At 44.4% G+C, this 22383-nt stretch carries 21 protein-coding genes; 14 read left to right on the top strand and 7 right to left on the bottom strand.

Annotated features, from left to right (window positions below; genetic code table 11):
- Positions 1-11: 11 nt before the first annotated feature.
- Complete coding sequence (locus tag ASD24_RS11465) at positions 12-968, bottom strand: IS30 family transposase (RefSeq protein WP_056695635.1); 957 nt, start codon at positions 966-968, stop codon at positions 12-14.
- Between the two features lie 499 nt (positions 969-1467).
- Between ASD24_RS11465 and ASD24_RS11470 the strand changes: the two genes are divergently transcribed.
- From ASD24_RS11470 to ASD24_RS11495, 6 genes are all read left to right on the top strand, one after another.
- Positions 1468-2049 carry a TetR/AcrR family transcriptional regulator gene (locus ASD24_RS11470; RefSeq protein ID WP_056695636.1) on the top strand — a complete coding sequence of 194 codons (582 nt, stop codon included), beginning with the start codon at positions 1468-1470 and terminating at the stop codon, positions 2047-2049.
- On the top strand, positions 2049-2555 hold the full coding sequence (locus ASD24_RS11475) for a hypothetical protein (protein ID WP_056695638.1): 507 nt from the start codon (positions 2049-2051) through the stop codon (positions 2553-2555). The genes ASD24_RS11470 and ASD24_RS11475 overlap by 1 nt, the downstream gene beginning before the upstream one ends.
- Entirely contained in the window at positions 2552-3190 is a 639-nt protein-coding gene (locus ASD24_RS11480) for a hypothetical protein (RefSeq protein ID WP_056695640.1), read from the top strand. The genes ASD24_RS11475 and ASD24_RS11480 overlap by 4 nt, the downstream gene beginning before the upstream one ends.
- 379 nt (positions 3191-3569) lie before the next feature.
- The gene (locus ASD24_RS11485; RefSeq protein WP_056695642.1) at positions 3570-3929 is read left to right on the top strand and encodes a hypothetical protein; all 360 of its coding nucleotides are present in this window, start codon (positions 3570-3572) and stop codon (positions 3927-3929) included.
- 35 nt (positions 3930-3964) lie between these two features.
- Positions 3965-5227, top strand: coding sequence for an exosporium glycoprotein BclB-related protein (locus tag ASD24_RS11490; RefSeq protein WP_056695645.1), 1263 nt, complete (start codon positions 3965-3967; stop codon positions 5225-5227).
- Positions 5228-5427: 200 nt separating this feature from the next.
- Complete coding sequence (locus ASD24_RS11495) at positions 5428-5826, top strand: hypothetical protein (RefSeq protein WP_056695648.1); 399 nt, start codon at positions 5428-5430, stop codon at positions 5824-5826.
- A 174-nt stretch (positions 5827-6000) separates the two neighbouring features.
- On the opposite strand, the gene ASD24_RS11500 is transcribed toward ASD24_RS11495, so the two are convergent.
- Positions 6001-7923: a carbohydrate-binding protein gene (locus ASD24_RS11500; RefSeq protein WP_056695652.1), complete on the bottom strand. Its 1923-nt coding sequence runs from the start codon at positions 7921-7923 to the stop codon at positions 6001-6003.
- Between the two features lie 958 nt (positions 7924-8881).
- On the opposite strand from ASD24_RS11500, the gene ASD24_RS11505 reads away from it, so the two are divergent.
- Together ASD24_RS11505 and ASD24_RS11510 are read left to right on the top strand one after the other, a co-directional pair.
- The gene (locus ASD24_RS11505; protein ID WP_056695655.1) at positions 8882-9916 is read left to right on the top strand and encodes an ABC transporter substrate-binding protein; all 1035 of its coding nucleotides are present in this window, start codon (positions 8882-8884) and stop codon (positions 9914-9916) included.
- 117 nt (positions 9917-10033) lie between these two features.
- On the top strand, positions 10034-11662 hold the full coding sequence (locus ASD24_RS11510) for a helix-turn-helix domain-containing protein (protein WP_056695659.1): 1629 nt from the start codon (positions 10034-10036) through the stop codon (positions 11660-11662).
- Between the two features lie 56 nt (positions 11663-11718).
- Here ASD24_RS11510 and ASD24_RS11515 read toward each other — a convergent pair whose 3' ends face one another.
- Positions 11719-13722: a hypothetical protein gene (locus tag ASD24_RS11515; RefSeq protein ID WP_056695661.1), complete on the bottom strand. Its 2004-nt coding sequence runs from the start codon at positions 13720-13722 to the stop codon at positions 11719-11721.
- A 130-nt stretch (positions 13723-13852) separates the two neighbouring features.
- Entirely contained in the window at positions 13853-13990 is a 138-nt protein-coding gene (locus ASD24_RS31005; protein WP_156395434.1) for a hypothetical protein, read from the bottom strand.
- A gap of 118 nt (positions 13991-14108) precedes the next feature.
- On the opposite strand from ASD24_RS31005, the gene ASD24_RS11520 reads away from it, so the two are divergent.
- The 4 genes from ASD24_RS11520 (at position 14109) to ASD24_RS30280 (ending at position 17458) form a co-directional block, all read left to right on the top strand.
- Positions 14109-14726, top strand: coding sequence for a DUF2975 domain-containing protein (locus tag ASD24_RS11520; RefSeq protein WP_056695664.1), 618 nt, complete (start codon positions 14109-14111; stop codon positions 14724-14726).
- A gap of 18 nt (positions 14727-14744) precedes the next feature.
- Positions 14745-14969 (top strand): helix-turn-helix domain-containing protein, encoded by a 225-nt coding sequence (locus ASD24_RS11525; RefSeq protein ID WP_056695667.1) that lies wholly within the window; start codon positions 14745-14747, stop codon positions 14967-14969.
- Positions 14970-15439: 470 nt separating this feature from the next.
- Positions 15440-16996 carry an acetamidase/formamidase family protein gene (locus ASD24_RS11530; RefSeq protein ID WP_082560378.1) on the top strand — a complete coding sequence of 519 codons (1557 nt, stop codon included), beginning with the start codon at positions 15440-15442 and terminating at the stop codon, positions 16994-16996.
- 171 nt (positions 16997-17167) lie between these two features.
- Positions 17168-17458, top strand: a complete 291-nt coding sequence (locus ASD24_RS30280; RefSeq protein ID WP_156395435.1) for a hypothetical protein — start codon at positions 17168-17170, stop codon at positions 17456-17458.
- Positions 17459-17486: 28 nt separating this feature from the next.
- On the opposite strand, the gene ASD24_RS11535 is transcribed toward ASD24_RS30280, so the two are convergent.
- Positions 17487-18038, bottom strand: a complete 552-nt coding sequence (locus ASD24_RS11535) for a TetR/AcrR family transcriptional regulator (RefSeq protein WP_235540526.1) — start codon at positions 18036-18038, stop codon at positions 17487-17489.
- A 163-nt stretch (positions 18039-18201) separates the two neighbouring features.
- Between ASD24_RS11535 and ASD24_RS11540 the strand changes: the two genes are divergently transcribed.
- Positions 18202-19104 (top strand): CPBP family intramembrane glutamic endopeptidase, encoded by a 903-nt coding sequence (locus ASD24_RS11540; RefSeq protein ID WP_056695674.1) that lies wholly within the window; start codon positions 18202-18204, stop codon positions 19102-19104.
- Positions 19105-19335: 231 nt separating this feature from the next.
- On the opposite strand, the gene ASD24_RS11545 is transcribed toward ASD24_RS11540, so the two are convergent.
- Together ASD24_RS11545 and ASD24_RS11550 are read right to left on the bottom strand one after the other, a co-directional pair.
- Complete coding sequence (locus ASD24_RS11545) at positions 19336-20190, bottom strand: sulfurtransferase (protein ID WP_056695677.1); 855 nt, start codon at positions 20188-20190, stop codon at positions 19336-19338.
- Between the two features lie 80 nt (positions 20191-20270).
- On the bottom strand, positions 20271-21215 hold the full coding sequence (locus ASD24_RS11550; RefSeq protein ID WP_056695680.1) for a DMT family transporter: 945 nt from the start codon (positions 21213-21215) through the stop codon (positions 20271-20273).
- 227 nt (positions 21216-21442) lie between these two features.
- Between ASD24_RS11550 and ASD24_RS11555 the strand changes: the two genes are divergently transcribed.
- On the top strand, positions 21443-22342 hold the full coding sequence (locus ASD24_RS11555) for a polysaccharide deacetylase family protein (protein WP_235540528.1): 900 nt from the start codon (positions 21443-21445) through the stop codon (positions 22340-22342).
- The last annotated feature ends 41 nt before the right edge of the window (positions 22343-22383 follow it).

Genomic DNA, 22383 nt, shown 5'->3' on the forward strand with positions numbered 1-22383 from the left:
ACGACAGATTGTCAAACCAAGTGCGACAGTTCCTCTGTGAAAGATTCGTGAGCGGTTCTCCAACCCAAGCATTTTCGTGGTCTGTGGTTAATTAGATCTAGTGAACTGGCGAGATCCTCATCCTCGACTTTAGCGAAATCAGTGCCTTTCGGGAAAAACTCTCGAAGTAAGCCATTCGCATTTTCATTGGAACCGCGTTGCCAAGACGAGTATGGATCAGCAAAATAAACGTGCAGATCATAGCTTTTTTCCAGATTGGCATAGCATGCAAACTCCTTTCCTCGGTCAGCCGTGGCTGTGAGGAAAGTGCCTGTGGGATACTGTGAGATGGCTACACCAAGCGCAATTTCCATGGACAAAGCGGTGCGATCAGGCATGAGAATGGCGGTATATAGACGGGTTTTGCGTTCAATGAGCGTGGCTACGCATCCTTTACTTTTCCCACGACCCGATACGACGGTATCCAGTTCCCAGTGCCCAAACGTTTCCCGGGAACGAACCTCTTTAGGACGATCTGAAATCGATCTGCCAATCGCGAGTTTACCTCGAGTTTCTGCAGGTTTCTGACGCTTCCCTTTGTGTCGAAGGACCTGTAACGTACTTCGAACCAGACGCCCAGCGTAGAGCCAGCGATAGATGGTTTTAAAGGAAACCGACGGCAGGCCTTGGATACGGAAACGTTCCGTGATTTGCTCTGGAGACCACGTTGCTTGCAGTTTTTCCTCCAAGGAAATCGCTATGGCTTCGGACCATTTACCAGGTGAGATTGAAGCTTGACGACGCTCGACATAAGCGCTCTGAGCCTGCTCTGCGTGATAGGGTTGCAATGAAGTAGCACGATCCAATTCACGACAAATCGTCGAAGGATGCCTTCCTAATTCTTTTGCGATGGCTCTTGAACTTTGACCTTGTCGATGGAGGATTTCTAGCTTGCTGCGCTCAACTATGCTAAGATGTGTGTAGCTCATGGTGGATTCTCCTTGTGTGAATGTGGTGTAGGAACCTTCATTCTACACGAATCCGGCCATGGGCCATTTTTTTATTTATTTCCAGCGGGTGTCGCACTTCATATTACAATCCGTCANCGATGTAGGATTTCTAGCTTGCTGCGCTCAGCTATGCTAAGATGTGTGTAGCTCATGGTGGATTCTCCTTGTGTGAATGTGGTGTAGGAACCTTCATTCTACACGAATCCGGCCATGGGCCATTTTTTTATTTATTTCCAGCGGGTGTCGCACTTCATATTACAATCCGTCATATGTATAAGATATTAATTTCTAAAAAAGGATTACAGGTTTTACTATATCATCTAGTGATATATAGCTCCAAATTTTGCAAGAAACAATGGTAGTTTTACTGACGGAGGAATGTTAATGTATTCATTCGCAAATTAAACTTAACACTGTAAAGATAATATGATACAATCTTTACAGTGTTAAGTTATTGAGAAGGGAGGACTTAGATTTTATGAAGGAAAAGCCGTATCACCATGGCAATCTGCGAGGTCAACTGATTGAAGCAGGTATTCGACTGATTAACGAGGATGGCTTAAAGAGCTTCTCGCTGCGTCGGGTTGCTGCAAAATGCAACGTTAGTCACACTGCGCCCTATAGTCATTTTGAAAATGTGGATGAACTACTTGCTGCTATGGGGGAGCATGTGACAGCACAATTTATGGACAAGCTTCACACCTCCATTGATGGACAGGAGGACAGCCGCGAAGCCGTCTCCTTGTTGGGTCAGGCGTACATTGATTTTTTTGTGGATCATCCACCTTATTTTCAGTTCTTGTTCTATCATTCTAAAATCTCAATTAATCTAGATAACTATGACCAAGATGATTATCCGCCGTTTGTACTGTTTCGCACGACTGCATATCGTATGTTTCGTTCCGTCGGCCTTCCCGAGGAGCAATGTCCACAACAGTTAATTGCTTTGTGGGCGATGGTGCACGGCATAGCTTCGCTGCTCACTAACAATGGTGTTCGTTTCTCTGGAAATTGGCGTGATTATATCACGATCCAAACCCCATTTCAGGAGGGAAAATAATGAAAATGCTAATTCACGATTTGCCTGAACAGCAGTTGAGTCAGATATATAATCCTACAAATGCTTTGGAGCTGGACGTTGTCACCAACATTGGCTCCATTCGCAAGTGTGTTGGCTGTTTTGGATGCTGGACCAGAACACCTGGCGTATGTATTATAAGGGATGAATATCAGCACATGGGAGAACGTCTCTCCAAAATCGATGAGCTGATCATTGTCAGCGAGTGCATGTATGGAAGCTATAGCCCTTTTGTGCTTAATGTTCTTAACAGAAGTATCTCTTACGTGTTGCCTTACTTCGTTACGAAGAACGGGGAAACTCACCATAAGCAACGGTACAAAAATCGCTTCGCCTTGTCTGTCCATTTTTATGGTGAAGACATTATGGAAAATGAGAAGGAAACTGCGAAGAAGCTTGTTGCTGCCAATAGTCTTAACTGGGCTTCTACCAATAACAGTGTGTTCTTTCACACACACGCCCAAGATGTTAGGGGGATGATGCAATGAAAATCGCGATGATTAACGGAAGCCCCAAAGTAAGACAAAGTAACTCTGCCTTCATGCTGCAAGCTTTGGAGCCTCTTATCCATGAAGAGCATGAAGTTACACACTTCCCGATTCGCCAGAGAGCACTTACAGACGTACAGTACATTGAACTATGTGACATGGATGTACTGGTTATTGCATCGCCACTATACGTGGACGGCTTGCCATCCCATTTATTTAGCATGCTTGTGACCTTAGAGAAATTTATGAGAACAGAACGTAACAAGGATATTTATCTATATGTCATGATGAACAATGGGTTTTATGAGGGACACCAAAATCAAATTGCTATTGAAATCATTCAAAATTGGTGTCAGCGCTCAGGGGTAACCTTTGGACAGGGTCTTGGTCAAGGTGGCGGTGAAATGCTGGGATTTCTCGAAAAGGTTCCACTCGGGCATGGCCCTCTTCGGAATCTCGGCAGAGCCATACAAGAACTTGCACACCATATTAATACACAAGGGACAGGACAATCTCGCTTTTTCAGTCCAAACTTTCCACGTTTTGCATGGAAATGGGCAGCAAAGCGCTCCTTTTGGGAAGCTACCGCCAAGAAAAACGGTTTGAAGAAAAAGGACATGTTGCGGAGATTGTAGAGTCAGACATAAGGAACAGCACGTTAGATTACATAAAAAACTGAACAAGTAGACACGAAAAAAAGTCTTAAGCTGCGGCTGTTTCCATATAATTTAATGGGAACAGTCGTTTAGTTTCTTCTGGAATTGATTTTGGTTAAGACACAAAGAGTCAACCTGCGGATAACAATGAAAAAACTTTATTGTTGCACTAGCATTATTTCTTCTCCTTGCTGTACATAATCCAGCCTTTTATAGCTAAGCACTGGGTGCAGACTGTTATTGTTTATTGATAACGGCGAATGTGCCCACTGTCTTTTGTCCGCACTGTTGGCTTATTGTTCCGATATACAAAATACCTCCAGAGTTAGATGTTCATAAAAAAGGTGGGATGGAGAAAATGAGTGTTTTATCAACTGGGCCGATAGAAAACAGCCCCATTTCTGGCGTTAGACCGACACAACAGGTAACGATTAGATTGGTAAATCGCGCTACTGCAGATTCTGTAACAGTTTATTTGCAAGGTTATGTAATAAGCACAACAAGGACGCTGTATGTGCATGAAGCAATCAGTATTGCACCTAACGAAGTCGTGAGCAAAAATTATTTCGCAGATTTGGATGCTTTTGAGTTTGTTTTTGAAACTAGTGCGGAAGGTGTGGGGGAAGTAGGGATTTCAGTGTGGGGCAAACAAGAGTCTGGGCAATTAGTTGATGCACACCGAATAGTGGTACACGAAAACATAGTTAAGGATATCTAGCAAAAGGGGTTCACTCACAAGAGGAGGATGTGGCGATGAGTTTTTTGTCAACAGGACCAATAGAAAATAATTCCGTTAACGGTGTAAGACCGACTCAGTCGGTTACGATCAGAATTGATAATCGAAGCGATACCGTAACTTCAACCATACAACTACAAGGGTATTATATGACTGATGGATCCAGGATTCTATATGTCAGTGAGTCGTTCGACATTGCACCAAATCAAGTGATAACCAACAATTATTTTGCTAATTTTGATGCGTTCGAGTTTACCTTTTCAACAACAGCGGTGGTTAATGATCCTGTTCAAGTATCCGTATGGGGAAAAAGCAGCACAGGCTCTTTGGTAGCAGCTCATCGTTTGGTTTCTTCAGAATTGATAGGTGAAATCCCAAGCATCACCGGCGCAACCGGGTCTACAGGAGCGACTGGAGCAACAGGCACGCCAGGTACGGCGGGTTCAACGGGAGCAACAGGCACGCCAGGTGCGGCGGGTTCAACGGGTTCAACGGGAGCAACAGGAGCAACAGGTACGGCGGGTACGACAGGAGTGACTGGAGCAACAGGTACGGCGGGTACAACCGGAGTGACCGGAGCAACAGGTACACCGGGTACAGCCGGAGTGACCGGAGCGACCGGCACGGCGGGTACGACAGGAGTAACGGGAGCAACAGGCACAGCGGGTACGACAGGAGTGACCGGAGCAACAGGCACCGCGGGTACAACAGGAGTAACGGGAGCACCGGGTACAACGGGAGCGACAGGTGCGGCAGGTTCTGGAGCGATCATTCCTTATGCATCGGGACTTCCAGTCGCGTTGACTACAGTATTAGGTGGACTTTTAAATACCTCCAGTTTAGTTGGTTTTGGTAACAGTGCCACAGGAATAAGTGTTAACGGAGGCATTATTGATCTCACGGGCGCTGCAGGCACCTTGCTTAACTTCGCTTTCTCAGCATCTCGTGCAGGAACGATTACTTCACTGGCTGCCTATTTCAGCACGACAGCTGGGCTTAGCTTGGTTGGATCTACAGTAACCATAACTGCACAACTGTTCCATTCCACTACACCTAATAACACCTTTACAGCTGTACCTGGTGCATTGGTTACCTTGGCTCCTCCACTGACCGGCGTTTTGGCACTGGGCACAATATCCAGCGGATTGACCACGGGACTGAGTGTTCCAGTAGCTGCGGGTGACCGTCTGCTTATGGTGTTCTCGGCATCCGTAACAGCCGGAATTGATGTGGCTACAACCTTGGCCGGATATGCAAGCGGTAGTCTTACTATCACTTAACAGAATTTCAAACTTTGTATAAAATTCATAAACAGGGAGCTCCTTGCGGATCATGCTTAGGGGTAACGTAGTACTTGATATGAAACCTCTATAATAGACAGAGAAAAGAAAGTCCATTAATCTGTCTATTATAGAGGGGTTTTTGTGTGGACGACCTCTAACAAATAGCAGCTTAAGCCAGACGGAGGAGGATATGGTTCATGCTTTCATTGGAACCAGAACGATTAGACTGCCGAATCTCTACAACCGAGATGGAGGTTCGTTATACAGAACAGAATGGCGTGAGTATTAACGTTGATGTTACACCGCTCGAAGAATCCGGAGAAATGAAGTATCACCAGATGCAGCTGAATTTTTCCAATGTCGCTGAGCTTCGGTGTATCACACTTAATTTCTATGAGGTCAACTACGATACTTACGAGTTAATCGGGACTAATCCAGATACGGGGGTATACCAGGTACACACTTCGGAGTGGCTTGTACAAGAACGGGGGAAATACGACCCACGTAATCGGCTGCAGCTGAAGCATTATATTGTGGTTGGTTATGACAGCTATGCTGAGCTTTTGGCTTCCGCATATACTGTTGATATTCAATGATTATATTAGTTGTAGAATGTATATAAGCCCGCGATCATCGCGGGCTTATGCTTGTTCATCCTCTCCAGTACCAACTGGATTCTCGTCTAACGAGTTCAATGAATTTTGCCTAACTCCTATTGCCAGCAAGTCACCAAAGCAAGCTTCAAAAGAAGCCATGATAACAAGCTGCTTCTATTGGGAATGTTCAAGGTAGTCGATGTATGCATCCCATGTGCCGTTATCTGTGGTGACCACCAGTTTAACCTCCTGATTCCCTGTGGCGTGGGTAACGTTCGACAGTGTCTGCACTGTGGGTTGGGTTCCAGTGAAGTAGAAGGAACCAGCTGTTACTCCACCAATCACCAGATCGACGCGGGCGGTATTATTGTTGTTGGAAGCTCCGCGGACAGAAAAGTTGTGGGTAGGAAAGGCAAAATATTGATTATATGCCGCATAATCATTATTTGCATATAGGGCTACACCATTAAAAGGAGAGCTGATCAGGCCAGCATAGGGGCCACCGATGGTCATCGTTTCAGTCTCATAACGGCTCACGACGGGGTTGGGGTTAGGATTGTTGCCTGAGCTCGATGTAAATTGCCAGTAATCCAAGTTGAACAAGTTTCCGTTCCCCGTGCCGGTAAAGACAAGATACAAGTGATGCATACCCGTAGCATTGGTCACATTTGTCTCTAGCTCTTTCCAAGTCTGTGAACCACCAGTTGAACTTACGTTCAGCGTTCCAACTAGAGGCCCTGTTGGGCTATCCAGTCGTACCTCGATTTTACCACTTCCGGTGGAAGCGACATTGGCCTTGAATTTCGAAGCACCTGCTGAGCCAAAATCAACATTACTCACGGCAATCCAGTCTCCATTATGAATGTTTGTTACGTTCTGATTAGCGACCGGGCCACCGCTCGCTTGGCTTGGTTCAGTTGTAATTCCCGCTTGCCAGCCAATGGTCTCAGCTTCTACACGTACATACGGATTTACGTTAGCAATCTGAGGAACACCAGCCATGTTGCCTTGTACCTCCTGAATGGTTCCATTCGCGTTGTGTGTCAGTTTATTGATATGCGTCGAACGATATCCTTTGCCATCACCGAGAAAAGCTTTGCTAACAGTTTGTGCGTGATAGGCGACATACCATTGATTGTTGAACTGGAACACGGCATGATGGTTATTCCCACCTACGCCGAAGAATGTTGCAGGATTTTTGAGAAAATGTCCTTGATACGTAAAAGGACCCATTGGGCTGTCACTTACCATATATCCGATTTCACCTTTTGGGTATGCCGCAGGATGTGTTCCCGCAAAGTTGATGCAATAGGAGTAATAATATTTGCCATTGTATTTGTGGATGCCCGAATCCTCAAACATATAAGGAGCATCAATCGTTACAGCACTGCCTACCACGCTGATCATATCCGCGCCGAGTCGGATCACCCGAGCTGTCTTGGGATTGGCAATGGATGCTGCATTATTGGAGTCTGGAATACCTCCACCCGCGTAGAGATAAGCCGAGCCATCGTCATCGACAAGAACAGCCGGATCGAATAACCAGGTTACTCCAGCCATACCGGGTGTGTTATGTGTCAGGAGTGCGCGTCCCAGTGGATCTGACCAAGGCCCAATAGGTGAATCACCTGTCAGTACACCGATGCCGCCACCGGAATTGGCGAAGTAGAGGAAGAATTTATCTCTGCCACCGATTGTTTTCTTCGCCATAGCTGGCGCCCAGGATTGAGTAGCCCACTTCGCTATACCTTGACCGTTATTAGCATTGTTCGCACCAGCTACCGGTATATAGCCATGGTCTGTCCAATTCACCAGATCGGAAGAAGAGATTACATTGATTCTTCCGATGGTACTATACTGATTCTCTCTAATGGATCCATCATTGTTATAGAGATAGGAATCACCCGTCATGTACACATAGACCCGATTATTATGTACGAGCACATACGGGTCAGCTCCCAATTTATGATCGATAAGGGGGTTGGCGTTTCCAGGCAGTTTGGCAAGTGGAGCATTGGCTGCATGGCTTGAATGAGCTGGGAAGAAAAGCAGCACCAGAAGAAAGGACATTAGCATGGCAAGGGGTTTACGGATCATACGTTTCGCCTCCATAAGTTAAAATGTGAAAACAGGAATGATCTCACTTCACCTCCGTTGTTCAGGTTTTTTTCGTCAGGGGATCTCAGGTACGTCATCTATGGCTCAAGCCATACGACATGCTCGGCGTGTACATATCCACGACGGCAATGGACAGCTATAACCCAACAGTATTGTTGCATCACCAGACTTCGCTAGAAACGCTATAATCTGTCCAGTTGTTGGTTGCGATCGCTTTCAATACAATAGGTTAAATGACATCGATCCATAAAATAAACTGAATTAATTGTAATTATTTTTCATATTTTCTTTAAGATGTTTATTAACTTGACGATATCATATCACATTTTTGCTAGAATACAATCACTTTTTATCTAATTTTGTAAACGTAACTTGATTAGAGAGAGGAGAAGTTGAGATGGCGGAAGTACAGTCTTGGCGTGCTTTACATTGGAGTGTTTGTTCGATGCAATGATAAGGGCAAATAGTGCCCGTGACACACGAACAAGCCCGCAAGAATTGCGGGCTGAAAGTGAATTGATTGACTTTTGACATATGCATAATGATCGTTGGTCAGAGTTCGCCCTGCGATATACCTGTTTCACTAAAAAGGCAGGGGAATGTCCCTTTCTATTATCAAAAGAATCAATTTGCGAAAGGCCATTGTGCTTGCGGCTTGTCCATGCTTTTGATAACTGGCTCAAAAGTAGAAGTTTATGATCTTGGGAGTTTACTAGGTGAACTGCCTCATAACTTTGCTAATAAACACTCTACCCGCTTGACTCAGGAATTTATCAGATCGATAGATGATGCTAATATCCCCTGATCTTACAACCTCTCAATGATCTAAAAAAAATCGCAGAATTCTCCATGTGCAAAGAAGAGGTCTGTCCAGTATTCTAGTCTAAGTGATATTGATTCTCATTACTGAATACTGCATAGCGAGGAGATCCATTTAATGAAACGAAAAGGGTTGTATAGCATGATGTCTGCAGCAATCGTATTGCTGTTGATCTTAATTATGACGGGATGTGGCACGCAAGCCGATAGTGGTTCATCCACTGGAAGCCAGACGGCTTCGTCGTCAACGGATACAGGAACGACAACGCAGGAAGAAGTGGCATCCACTGATGCTCCACAAACGAAATCTTTTACAGATCCTACAGGGACCAAAGAGATTCCTGTGCAAGCACAGCGTATTTTCTCAATCAGTGCAACGACGCAATTACTTGCACTTGGTATTACGCCAGTAGGCGGACTTCAGTATGAGATTGATCAGGATTATTATCTCAAAAATGCGGCTAGTAAGGTTGAAATCGCTGGGGACTATCCACCTAATATGGAAGCTGTAACAGCACTTACGCCAGATTTGATCATCGCGTCTTCCTTTGTCGAACCGGACATCATTGCTCAATTAGAGAAGATTGCTCCGACGGTGGTCTATCCATGGGAAGATAATCTGTACGATCAACTGAGATATATCGGTGATATCGTTGGCAAGAAGTCAGAAGCAGAAGAATGGATTACGAAGCATGAGGCGAAGGTAGAAGAACGCAAAGCCGAAATGAGTAGTCTTGTTGGAGCAGATCAGACAGTAGCGGCTGTCGAAATTTTTAAGGATTCCTTCCAAGTCGCGGGTACTCGCAACATGGGCTTTGTATTGCACGATCTGCTCGGATTAAAACGTATGCCATGGGTTCAGGAAGAGGTTGATAAAAGTGACGGATTCGTTGTGTACACCGAGCCACAATCTCTAGAGAAATTGCCTGTGCTTACTGCGGATTACTTGATCATTAAGGTGAACGACACCCAACCAGGTTCAACGGAATTCTATGAACAAATGAAGGAATCCAAGCTATGGCAAAACCTGCCTGCGGTCAAAAACGGCAACGTCTTCATTGTTCCGCATGACAAATGGTGGTCTTACACGTTATTCTCCACTGATGCTCTGCTGGATGAAGCGGTGGAGTTGTTCAAACAACATAAGCAATAAGGAAAAATTAGTGTAAAAGCTCCCTATGTTTAGGGGGCTTTTCTGCTTATCTTAATTATCGTACAATACAATGAGATGTAGATGAGAATCGTTTTCATTCGAGGAAGGTGAACAACTGTGGATTGGCAGAGCTTCGATTTACCCATGGATAACGTACGTTTACGGTGGATTGGGCTTGAAGTCCATACGTTTCATTCTGGTATAGAACATCGGATGTTCACTTCGGACAATTATGCATTATGGGTGATGAATGAGGGTGAAGGTATTGCTGTTGTGGATGAACAACGTTTCCCAATTGTTCCTAGCAGCAGTATTTTGCTTCTTCCTGGCACGGTCATAGCGTGGGAACAACAGCCAGGGCAGATCGTGCATGCACACAAGCTGGAATTTGATGCAGACTGGGATGGAGAGACCGAGGAACATCCATTGACCACAATTGGGAATCGATTGGTTTCCATACAGCCTTTGGCTAATCTAATGGAATTACTGGATCAGATTACCGAGCTAAGGATGATTGAGAAAGGCATGAGTCGCTTCAGGCGGGGAATTTTACTACAGGAAGTGATTTTTCAATTCGCAGTTAAGGCATGTGCAGATCAGCCTGCCAATACGAAGGAGGCTGTGCTTCGAACGATCACTCATATCGAGGGAAATTACCAGCAACATTGGAAGGTGGGCGAGCTGGCTGCCATGGCCTGTGTTGGCACAAGGCAGTATAGCCATATTTTCCGACAGGTCACAGGAACAAGCCCGATGGATTATTTGCATCGCGTACGAGTGGATCAGGCCAAACGTTTACTTCGCTCATCAAGCCGGGATATGCACGCGATTGCCACACAAGTTGGCTTCAAGGACGAATTTTATTTCAGTCGCAGGTTCAAACAGCAAGAAGGAGTATCTCCCAGCATTTATATGAAACAACGTGAGCCGCGTGTAATCGGTCTGCTATTCACCTCTCATTTGCTTGCGCTGGGTATGACGCCTATTGGAGCACCTGATTATCATTTGTACCGGAACGATTATGTTCGCCCTTATTTACCCGAGATTCGACCGTTTGGATGGGAACCGTACGACTTGGAAGCGATTCGCGGTATGGAGCCTGATCTTATTCTGGGATATGAGCATATGACGACAGGAGAGTACGAACAATTCTCAACGATTGCGGAAGTGGTACGCATCCCTTGGCAATCTCAGGATGTATACCAACAGTTGGACAGCGTATCTGCTGTCGTTAACAAACGGAGTAGAAGTAGAGAATGGATGGAACAGCATCAGCTTAGAGTTGCCCGAACCAAGGAACGACTTGCTTCCACTATTGGATTACATGATACGTATGCTGCACTGGTGATCGATGATACTGGCTTTCGCGTGGCAGGTAACCGAAATATGGGACATGTACTACATCGCTCTCTTCAATTGACCCCTCATCCACTCGTGCAGCAATTCATTAATAACTATAACGGTCATAATGCCTTCTCGGACAAGCTGCCTTTCGAAGAACTCCGCAATTATGACGCGGATCGCTTGTTTGTCATGGTGAATGGACAAAATCCGCATGCCGAAGCCGCATTTCGTAAGTTGTGTCGATCAGAAGTGTGGAGTAACTTAAATGTTGTTCGTAAAGGTAACGTACACACCGTATCCTATGATAAATGGTGGATGTACACACCGCTGGCGGTCGATGGACAATTGGACGAGATCGTTAAGTTGGTGGAGAGTGGGGATTCAGGATTCATTTCATCGTAAATTTATAAAAAAAGCCCGAGTCCTTATTAGGAATCGGGCTTGGAGCAATTCATGGTTTATCGTGCAATATAATACGCACTGTTCAAATTCGTGTTACTTTCGAATACCAGCACGTTACCTTCCACCTCGTACCAGCGTACCATTTGTCCTCCGGTCTTGGTTGCATTCGGCGTTCCATAGACGGCAATGACATGCTTCAGTTTATTGATATCGAAGATAATATTTCGCAACGTACGGCCACCCGCATTGTAGATAGAAGCTACATTTACGAGTAAGCCATCTTTGAAGATGAGATTAGTTCCATCATAATAATACCTGTTGGCTTCCGACAACGGCCTTGCGGCAGGTTTACCATTTTCCATTGAATAATAATTCCCTGAATCATTTTCGATGGCCTCATACAGATCTGGGCGAGCGATCACATCTGCTTCTTTCAGATCTTTGGAGAAAACATGGAGCACTTTGTATTCGTAGCCTTTACCTAAAAGGGAATTCAAGAAACCTCCAGCCATGCCCAATTTTTCGTTTAGTGTCTCCAATGGTACGAAGGTCTGTCCAGCCCAGGTTAATACCGTTTTATCGGTTTTGGAGACGGTCATTTTGTAATTACCGCGATTGATCGTAAGTCCACTGGAAGTTTTGGACACTGTAGCATCCGCTGCCTTTGCAAAATCATTCACTTCTACGTACCAGCGATTGTCCTTGGTCAGGAAGGGGCCTTGGCCGGCATAACGCATCGGTTTGCCGTTTACGAGCATTTGTGGTGGAGCCTGCATGGAAATCAGCTTCGATTGGTCGCCCGTGTACCCACCTGTATCGGCTTGTACCAATTGAGAATTCTCCATGTTACGGGTAACAATTCCTGTTGGCAAGTGCAGGTAGTAATCTTTCTTTTCGGCTTGGAATAAAAGAATTGAATCGCCAACTTCCCTATATACTGCAAAGCCAGTATCCGGAATTTCGGATACAACTTTTGCCGTTTTTGTATCGATGATTCTTAACGTTTTTTCTTTGGCTGTTTGCTGATGAATCAGAACGTAACGTTCGTACTTAGAGAATCGTATGGAACTTGAAGCATCTACGCGAGATAATGGCTTGATTGCTGCACTTGTAGAAGTTCGATAACCTACCATGGTATTTTCGCTTTTTGGATTTTTATAGGATACATAAGTTATTGAACCGATTTTATTTTCATAAAAAACATTGTCTGGCAGTTCGGCGGGAATCTTGCTTTTTGTTCGGGTTCCGTCTGAATTCAAAATGATTGTTTCTCCTATGTAATTATTATTCCTATGTGTTACATAATTTCCGATTTTAGCGAGAACTTTTGGATCATTGGATATTTTTGTGTACTCGGAGTATCTTAAGGTTTGGCCAATCTCCTGTGGATATCCAGCAATACGCGCCAGCAGTTTGTTACTGAGCAGTGAATAGACTCGGGTATTTCGTTCTTCATAGTTTATTTTTCCGTTATCTTCTTGCAAGGTATAGCCTCCAAAGTCATAATACATTCGGAACGGAGGCCGGCTTTCCCCGAATGTTTGTACTTGATTCAACACGCTTAGAAGATTGCGTTCGAGATCATATTTATAGATAACATGATTGCTTACTGACTTCTTTTCACCTTTTGCATCTGGTTGTTTGTCTGTCGTTGAATCACAATAAATCGTAAAAGCTAGTGGACCTTTCTCTGTGTTCATCACATGTGTGCCAAAGCCCCAACCGCAGCCTGGATAAAATGTTTGCTTCAGCGCTGGATCATCTTTTTTGCGAGCGCTCTCCAAATATTGAGCGTCTTTCGATACAGCTCGTGCCTGCTTTGGAAATTCGTGAAGTTCAGTCTCCACACGACCGTCATCAAAATAAAACTTCGTTACTCGAACCTGAGGTATAACTATCGATGCTTCTTCCTCAAACTTGAATTCAAATTCGAATTCGGATTTAAACCGCTCTTGTGCTGCTTCTGCTTTTCCATCTGTAATAGGTAGCAACCCACTAAACAACATCATTGCTGCTACGATCAAAAACCAGGTGATAAAGCGTCTACTACTCTTTCTCATACTCTCTCTCCCTAAAATAGTATATTATTCTTTAACTTATCCATTATAAGAGAATTAGGGGATAAAACCAATCATCTACAACGTACTAACCCAATCCAGTCTAGAATTTCAGAATGACGGCAGAATGAATCTATATTTGGTTTGATTTAGAACCAACCTGCCTCCTCAGCTCATTCGTCCAGTTCACAAAACCATCGGTCATTACATCGGAGAGACTTCTGGCTTCCTGCTTGTCTGTGCGAAGTTGTGCCAGCAGATCGTTCATCATCAAGCAGTTTAAAGCAGTTCTTCGATAAACATTTAATGTTTATCGTTAAATAGTTATTGTTTTTCGTGAACGAATCATTTAGTATATATTGTAAGTTCACATGGAAAGGAGATTGTTCATGAACGGAATTGAATTTAGAGCCAAGCCTGGCCTCAAAAGAATGCACATCGCACTTATGATCGGATACTGGGGAGGAATTGCCCTACTCATTGCGTTGGTCTGTTTCAAACTATGGATCGGACTAAAGCCTCAGGAGCTGTTCTTTGCAGAGAAGGGAATTGCGCACTGGTTTTTTTCAGTACCATTATCGGATACTGTGACGAATAGTGTCATGGTGCCTTTCACTTATTTTCAACCGATCAATCCTGATATGTTCGATGCCAAGACCGCTTATCTGGTCGTCACTTTGACCAATACTACGCTTATCTTCATTACTTACATCTACTCGATTGGCCAGATTCGCTATATAATAGGTAGCATACTTAGCGGAAGTAGCCCGTTTAGCCTGGCGAATGCCACTCGTCTGAGAAGGCTGGGAGTTGCCGTTATCCTGTATTCTTTGCTGGCGAAGCTGCTTCTCAACATTCTGATCTGCCTGTTCGTAACTCGTATCTTCTCCATTAATCTGGGGAGTATCTCTTTAATCGGAATTATCATCGGCATACTCGTGCTGTTCATCTCCGAGATTTTCAAATATGGCGCTCTTCTGCAGGAAGAGCATGATTCGACTTTATGAGAATGGAGACTGATGACAGTGCCGATTATTATACGTCTCGACCGAGTTCTGGCCGACAAAAAAATGAAATTGAATGACCTGGCTGATAAGGTAGGGATCTCCAATGTCAATCTGTCCAATCTGAAAACGGGGAAAGTGAAGGCGATCCGCTTCTCTACCTTGGAAGCAATCTGCGAAATCTTAGACTGTCAGCCTGGAGACATTCTGGAATTTATTCCAGGCGACAGCAGTGAAGTGGAATGAGAGTGACTATTTACTTTTTAATTGTTTCGGAGTATCTCAGAGCACTATGTACCGAGAGGGACACCACCCAAGCCGAACACAAAGAACCTGCGCAGAGCGCGGGTTCTTTGACGTTATTCATGTCTGTAGCCACCGCATTCCTCTCATAACTAATTCAATCTCTCCGCCTCCGGAATACACCTCCACATTCAAGAATCCCACTTTTTTGAGAGCAATCAGGTTCGGGTAGGTGATTATGCCTTCAACCAAATCTCGAAAGGAGTATCCTCAAATTTGCTAGATGTATTTAAATTTTATATGTCTTACATATGAAAAGTATAATGACATTCGATTTATTTGTATAAGTTGATATTAATATATAGCTAAATATGTTAAGTTTTCTAACAAAAAAATATTGTTGTAAATATATTTATATGGTAGTGTGTATTTAAGTGTTAGGTAATATTACATAATGTGATGGAGGAGATGTAATGTTTATTAACCGAACGATTAGGAAATTAGGGGTTTCAGTCGGGATTGTAGGTATGTTGACATTTGCTCTTCCTTCAGTGGGCTTTAGTATGCCGCTGCAACCAACAACCTTCGATAAGGTAGAAGGTGATTATTATGTAACGTCTGCGATTGAAAACATTCGCTGGGGATCACTGCCTAATCGAGATAGCTCTCCTATTCTTACTGTACCATCAGGAAGTGCTGTAACATTTGATACGGTATCGCATGAGGGACTGATCGAGGATCAAGGGAGAAATCCAGTGGAGTACTTCGGCAAATATGGTATCTCACCCGATGGCGTGTTGGATGATGCGAAGGCAATTGCGGCTTCTGAGATTCAACATGATTATGTAAAAGACGGACCTCATATTATCACTGGGCCAGTAGCGGTTGAGGGAGCGATGCCAGGAGATGTTCTTAAAGTAGAAGTCCTTTCGTTGCAAACTCGAGTTCCATATGGTGTCATTTCTAACCGCCATGGTAAAGGTGCCCTTCCTAACGAATTCCCAGAAAATTCAGGCCCGCAAGAGGGGGCTAGCGCAACAAAACCGGAATTATACAATAATGTATCTATATTTACGCCGATTGAAGAAATCAACGGCAATTGGTATGGTTTATTACCAACAAAAGCTGGCAAGAATGTACGTTTCCCAATTAACCCGTTTCTAGGTGTTATGGGGGTTGCGCCAAATACCAGTGAAGTTGTGAGTTCTATCCCACCTATTGAAACAGGAGGGAATATGGATATTAATGAGTTAGGTGTTGGTTCAACTATTTATTATCCGATTCAAGTTAAAGGCGGGCTATTCTATACTGGAGATCCACACTTTGCTCAAGGAGATGGAGAAGTCGCATTAACTGCATTGGAAGCCTCCTTAAGAGGGACAGTTCGGTTAACGGTGTTAAAGAAAGGTGATCCGTCGATACCGCATAGTGGAGAATTCACGCAACCCTTTGCTGAAACAGAGGATTATTGGATTCCCATTGGACTGGATCCTGATTTGGATGAAGCAATGAAAGAATCCGTACGTGAATCGATTCAATTCTTATCCGATAAGCTTGATATGGATCGAAGTGTGGCTTATGCGTACCTATCGGCCGCAACGGATTATGAAGTATCTCAGGTCGTAGATCGAACGAAAGGGGTTCATGGACTCATTCGAAAGACCGATTTTCTTGAATATGTTGACGTTATAATGAATGTAGGTGGTACGTCAATCAAACCGGTTGTTCATAACGATGAGTTCTACGTACCGATTCGAACCATTTCGGAGCTATTGGGTGGCACAGTAGAATGGGATCATAAGACGCGTACAACGCAAATCACATTAGGCACGAAAAATATAAATGCCCAAATTGGTTCAGATGTGTATTCCATTAACGATAAACTAGTGTTCAATAGTAAGGTACCTAAGCTTTTAAATGGCGAAACCGTAGTTCCGGTTTCTGTTATTAATGAAATACTAGGTGCTTATGTAAACTGGACGACGATCGATAAGACGTTAACAGCCAATGTATCGTTAAGTACAAAGTAATAAATAGATCTCATATTCAACCGTGGTGGACAGATGTCCATCACGGTTTCTTGTTATCATGAATCCCAAAAAGCGGCCACCTTATGTCTACTTCTGTGTGTTTTGTAGCCATATACAACGATGTGTCTACGATGGGTAAATCGGTTGATCTACCGTTGAATCAAATGCCAGTTGGATATCGTTGTTGACTCCAAATATAGAAAAATACATCGCCGGGTAGATAAGCCACCTGGCGATGTATTCAACATCGATACACTGTTATACTTCTTTGTTCGCTTCGGCATTACCCGTAGCCACCGCATTCTCCTCATAACTAATCCAGTCGCTCCAGCAGTAGATTGGTTTCTGCAATTGGTTACACAGCAGGCAGCTCTGGACCCCAAGAGAATATCAATCCATGCACACCTGAATATGCACAGGCACGGAAAGCGTATTCTGCTTGGCTCTGGCCAGCAGACGTAACTCCCCGATTTATACGGCAATCTTCCCTTTAACGTATGATCCAATTAATGTAGTCTTGTATCATTTCTTTGCTTCGTGTTCGATTTATCTTATCCGGCTCTAGATACAAATTGAGAGCCATTCCATTCATAAAGGCATACAATTTTTCTTGTTCCTTCTCTTCATCGGTTGTGCTCAGAAGACCTTCATTTTTCAAGCATATAATGCAATTCTTGATTGCGTTTTGGAGGTCCTCATAATTGGTATCGAACCCTTTTTGCGTTTTTCCATAGGCTACAAATGCAAACCAAACCTGCATTTCCAATAATGTTTGTTCATCAGTCGGGACTAGCTCAAGCAAGTATTCAACAATTCTTTCTTGAGGCGCCAGTTCTCTTGCATTTAGATTTCTTAACCGAATAAGAACCTTTTCCTTAACTAACTCCATCGCAAACGCTAATAGGCTCTCTTGTTTTGAAAAGTAGTGTCTTAAGGCTCCTTGAGATAATCCGGCCTCCTTCGCAATCGTTCTTGAGGTTGCCTGATGAATGCCTTTCTCGCTAATGATTTTCCAAGTTGCTTCAGCGATAATATTCTTCATTTTCTCATGGTCTACGATTTTTGGCATACACACAGAATATCATATTATTTAACTCAAGTGAATTAAATAGACGATTAAGATGGAATGTGCTAAAGTTTATTTAACTCAACTGAATTAAAAAAAGGGGCAAATGCCGCATGCAACTCAAAGGAGTGCAAAGGGAATGAACCAGCAATTCAAAGTAATGCTTCCGGCATGGGGAAAGGCAATTGGCTTATTGTGCATGATAATTATGTTTGCTGCTGTACTGTGGTTAGTGTGGACCGGAAACTTTAGTATAAGGTACACGGCCGACCATGAGGGAGTGATTCCAATATGGCATAGTTGGTTGCCGGCATTCCTTGGTATTTTGCTAATCCGTCTGATTCCTTATAAAAGTCAAAATCATACGCCCTTCCAACAAATGGAGAGACTTCACTTGGTTGTTCAATCGATTGTGTTATTAATATCAGGTGTTTTATTTACGGCTGCTCTTGTAATGATAGACCCTCAAGGATTACATTTCGAGCTATATTATTTAGCGTTCAAGTTAGCGACACTGTTGTGCATTCCACTGATTTTCTTGCTAATTTATCGCAAAACGACTGGCGGGCAGCAACAAATTATCTCGGCAAAGCCTCGCTCTCGCAGAAACGTCATTGCACCACTAATCATTATTGTGGTCTGGGGTTATCTAAAGTTCTATTCCCCAATTGCACAACCAGAAGGAGTAATCGAAGCAACTGACATGACAGAATTATTTCTCTTGGTGTTCATTGGTTTTATGATCAATAGTGTATTGGAGGAAGTTTTCTATCGGGTATGGTTGCAGACTCGATTGGAGGCATTGCTTGGAAGATGGCCTGCCATACTAATGGTTTCAATACTATGGTCCATCTGGCATGTTGCCATTCAAGGTTATGGTCAGTGGGATATTGATGTGGCAACAGTGATTGCAAATCATGGGGTTACGGGTCTGTTTCTTGGTTATTTATGGGCCCGCTATCGTAGAGTGTGGGTGATTATCTTGGTTCACGGACTCATTAATGCATCCCCTCATGTTCTGTTGCAGATTTTATTTCACTGAGGGGAAAGGAACTGGATAAGTCTGCTTGTGCAAAAATGACTTTATCTCTCGCGTATTCCAGGATATTAACAAAGACATTCAAATTGGCTGCCTTCAGCCTAGTAATATTTATTACAGTGAATATGGCTTCACCTTCTACATGTTGATCTCCTGTTGACGCTCATGAACTGTAAAAAATACATCGCCGGGGCAGATAAGCCACCTGGCGATGTATTCAACATCGATACACTGCTATACGTCTTTGTGCGCTTCCTTATTACCTATAGCCACTGCATTCTCCTCATAACTAATCCAGTCGCTCCAGCTCCCTGAATACAGCTTCACATTCGAGAATCCCGCTTCTTCCAACGCAATCACGTTCGGGCAAGCCGAGACACCTGAACCACAATACACGATAATGGCATCATCTTTCCCCAGTTTCACGAACCGCTCTTCCAATGCGTCGACACCAGACCAGCGACCATCCGCATTAAGCACGTCTTTCCAAAAATAGTTCACTGCCCCCGGAATATGTCCGGCCTTCGCATCAATGGGTTCCTCCAGCCCTGCATAACGGCGGGCATCGCGGGAGTCGATGAGCACGGCGCTACCGCTTGCCGACGCTTGTTGCACATCCTCTACACTTGCCAGCATCTGAGGTTGTACGTTCCACTCGAACGAAGATGGAATCTGAACCGGTACATCCGTCGTAACAGGGAACTTCGCATTTTGCCAAGCGGTAAAGCCTTCATCCATCACATACACCTGTTCATGTCCCATATAACGTAGCAACCACCATAGCCGCGAGGCGTTCATGCCGCCCTGATCATCATACGCAACGATGCGAGCGTTAGAACTGATCCCAGCTTTGGCTAGGCGACTTGCGAGCACAGCTGGATCAGGCAGGGGATGACGTCCGCCATGAGCCGACACTGGAGAGGAAAGATCCTGTTCTAGATCGAGGTACACTGCCCCTGGAATATGACCCGCTTCATATGCCTCTCTTCCGGCAGTCGGTTGACCGAGTAGGAAACGGCAATCCGCAATGACAACATCTGGTTCGTACATTCTGGCGAGCAACCAGCGCATGGATACAATATTTTTCATAACAATACACCGCCTTATAAGGAATGAGATTCGTTTGTAACGCATGAGTTTCATATAGCTATAGCATTGCCCGGCCTACTTTATACAACAGTTGGTTTAGCAGGGGTGTTTCCTACAATATTGTCCTCGGCAGGAGCAAGTTGTGGCTTCGTTTTGCCATATCGAATGAAGATCCACACGCCAAATAGGATGAACACGCCGGCAGACATCTGCAGCGTACTCAACGATTCGCCAAGTAGCATCCAGGCCAGCAGGGAGGAGAAAACAGGCTCCCCAAGTACCCCCATGGATACCGTCGTTGCATTCATATATTGAAGCAGCCAGTTGAAGAGATAATGTCCAAAGATCGTTGGCACAATAGCAAGCAACAGGAAAATCCCCCACTCGGTAGCCGCATAACCACCAAAGGCATGACCCTGGATTAGATTGTATACAGCTAGTGTACAGGCAGCGACGAAGAATACCCAGAAATTATAGGAAAAGGCACTAAGTCCTGATCGCAAAAACTGTCCTAACAGCATGTGTACCGCTACAGCAATGGTGCCGAGCAACGAGAGAATGTCGCCTTGAAGTGCGGTTCCCGCCAACTGGAAGTCTCCTGCGCCAATAGCGATGGAACCGAGCAGTGCGATACCCATTCCGATAATCATCATACGGTTCACTTTGGCTTTGAACAGCCAGATGGAACCGGCCAAGATTAGAATCGGTTCGAGCGCTAGAATCACGGTTGAGCTGGCGACACTCGTTAGGCGCAGAGAGCCCATCCAGAGCAGGAAGTGAAGTGCAAGCATAACCCCAGAAGCGACCAACAATGCCCATTGTCTGACGTTGAGACGTAACATTTCATGTCTGTACTTCCAGATAAACGGAAGCATCAGCAGGTTGGTAAGGAAGAGACGATACATGGCGATTACCGCAACATCCGCGGAAGACCAGCGTACAAAGATAGAAGAAAACGAGATGGCGATAATACCGACAAAGAATAACAGATAGATGGATCTGCCGGTATGTTTCAAGCTTGTCATGGGTGTAGCTCCTTCTTGAAGTCAAATGGCGTAAATGAAATCATTATACAGGAGAATGAATCCACAGGAAATGCATCATATGAAAATAGATAAGTAGATTGTAACCGAGCTTGTAACTATTCTGTCATTCTCCCACAGGGCTTTTCTATTAATCTTCTATATAGAGACATGAAACGATATAATATACCAAGATTCGGGAAAAATGAAATTAAGGAAGTGGCCTGGTAGTGAAAGTAGAGCAGACAGCGGGAAAGAACGGCGCGATCTCGCAGACAACAAGCCGAATGAAGACGCACAAACGTAGACGAATCCGGTATGGGAGACTTAGTGCAGCGTTGCTGATTCTTGTAATGCTGATTACCGGTTTAACATATATTTTCATTGGAATGACACACTGGATCAAAGATTACGTTGCACCCCCACCTATCACGGCCATTGAGCAACCGACGAAGCTTGGCATGATTGCAATGACTCCAGATGTGAAGGAAGAGCCTGTGAGGTTCCAAGGTCAGGTTCGCAAGCTGGCATACATAACTTTTGATGATGGACCAAGTGAACATACCGCAACACTGCTGGACATTTTGAAGCAACATGAGGCGAAGGCGACCTTCTTCATGATCGGACGACAGTTGAATCAACACAAAGAGGTGGTCGAGCGGCTTGTAAAAGAAGGCAGCTATCCCGGTCTTCATAGTATGACGCATAACTATAATAAACTGTATAAGAGCGGTAGCTCCTCGAATTTTGTCAAGGAGTTTAAGAAGGAACAGAAGATGGTACAGGAGCTGATTGGTTTCACACCTCATCTGATTCGCGCCCCTTATGGCAGCAGCCCGCAGATCGGAGAGAAATTCCGAGGAGACATTGCGGCAGCCGGTTTCAAAATGTGGGATTGGACCACAGACTCCCTGGATTGGAATCTGCCTGGACAGCCAGATAAGATTGTAGATCGCGTCAGCAGTAGCGTACATCGGGATAAAGAAGTCATTCTCATGCATGAACGTGAACAGACCGTACAGGCATTGCCTCGTATTTTGAAAATGCTAGAAGATCGTGGTTATGAGTTCGAGGTATATGATCCGAGTGCGCATTGGATTGCTAATTTTAGCGGAGATACGCGTTTGTAAGAGATGATTCAAGAACACGCATTGTAGGAAAACATTGAAAT

The sequence above is a fragment of the Paenibacillus sp. Root52 genome (assembly GCF_001426865.1).
GTDB lineage: Bacteria > Bacillota > Bacilli > Paenibacillales > Paenibacillaceae > Paenibacillus.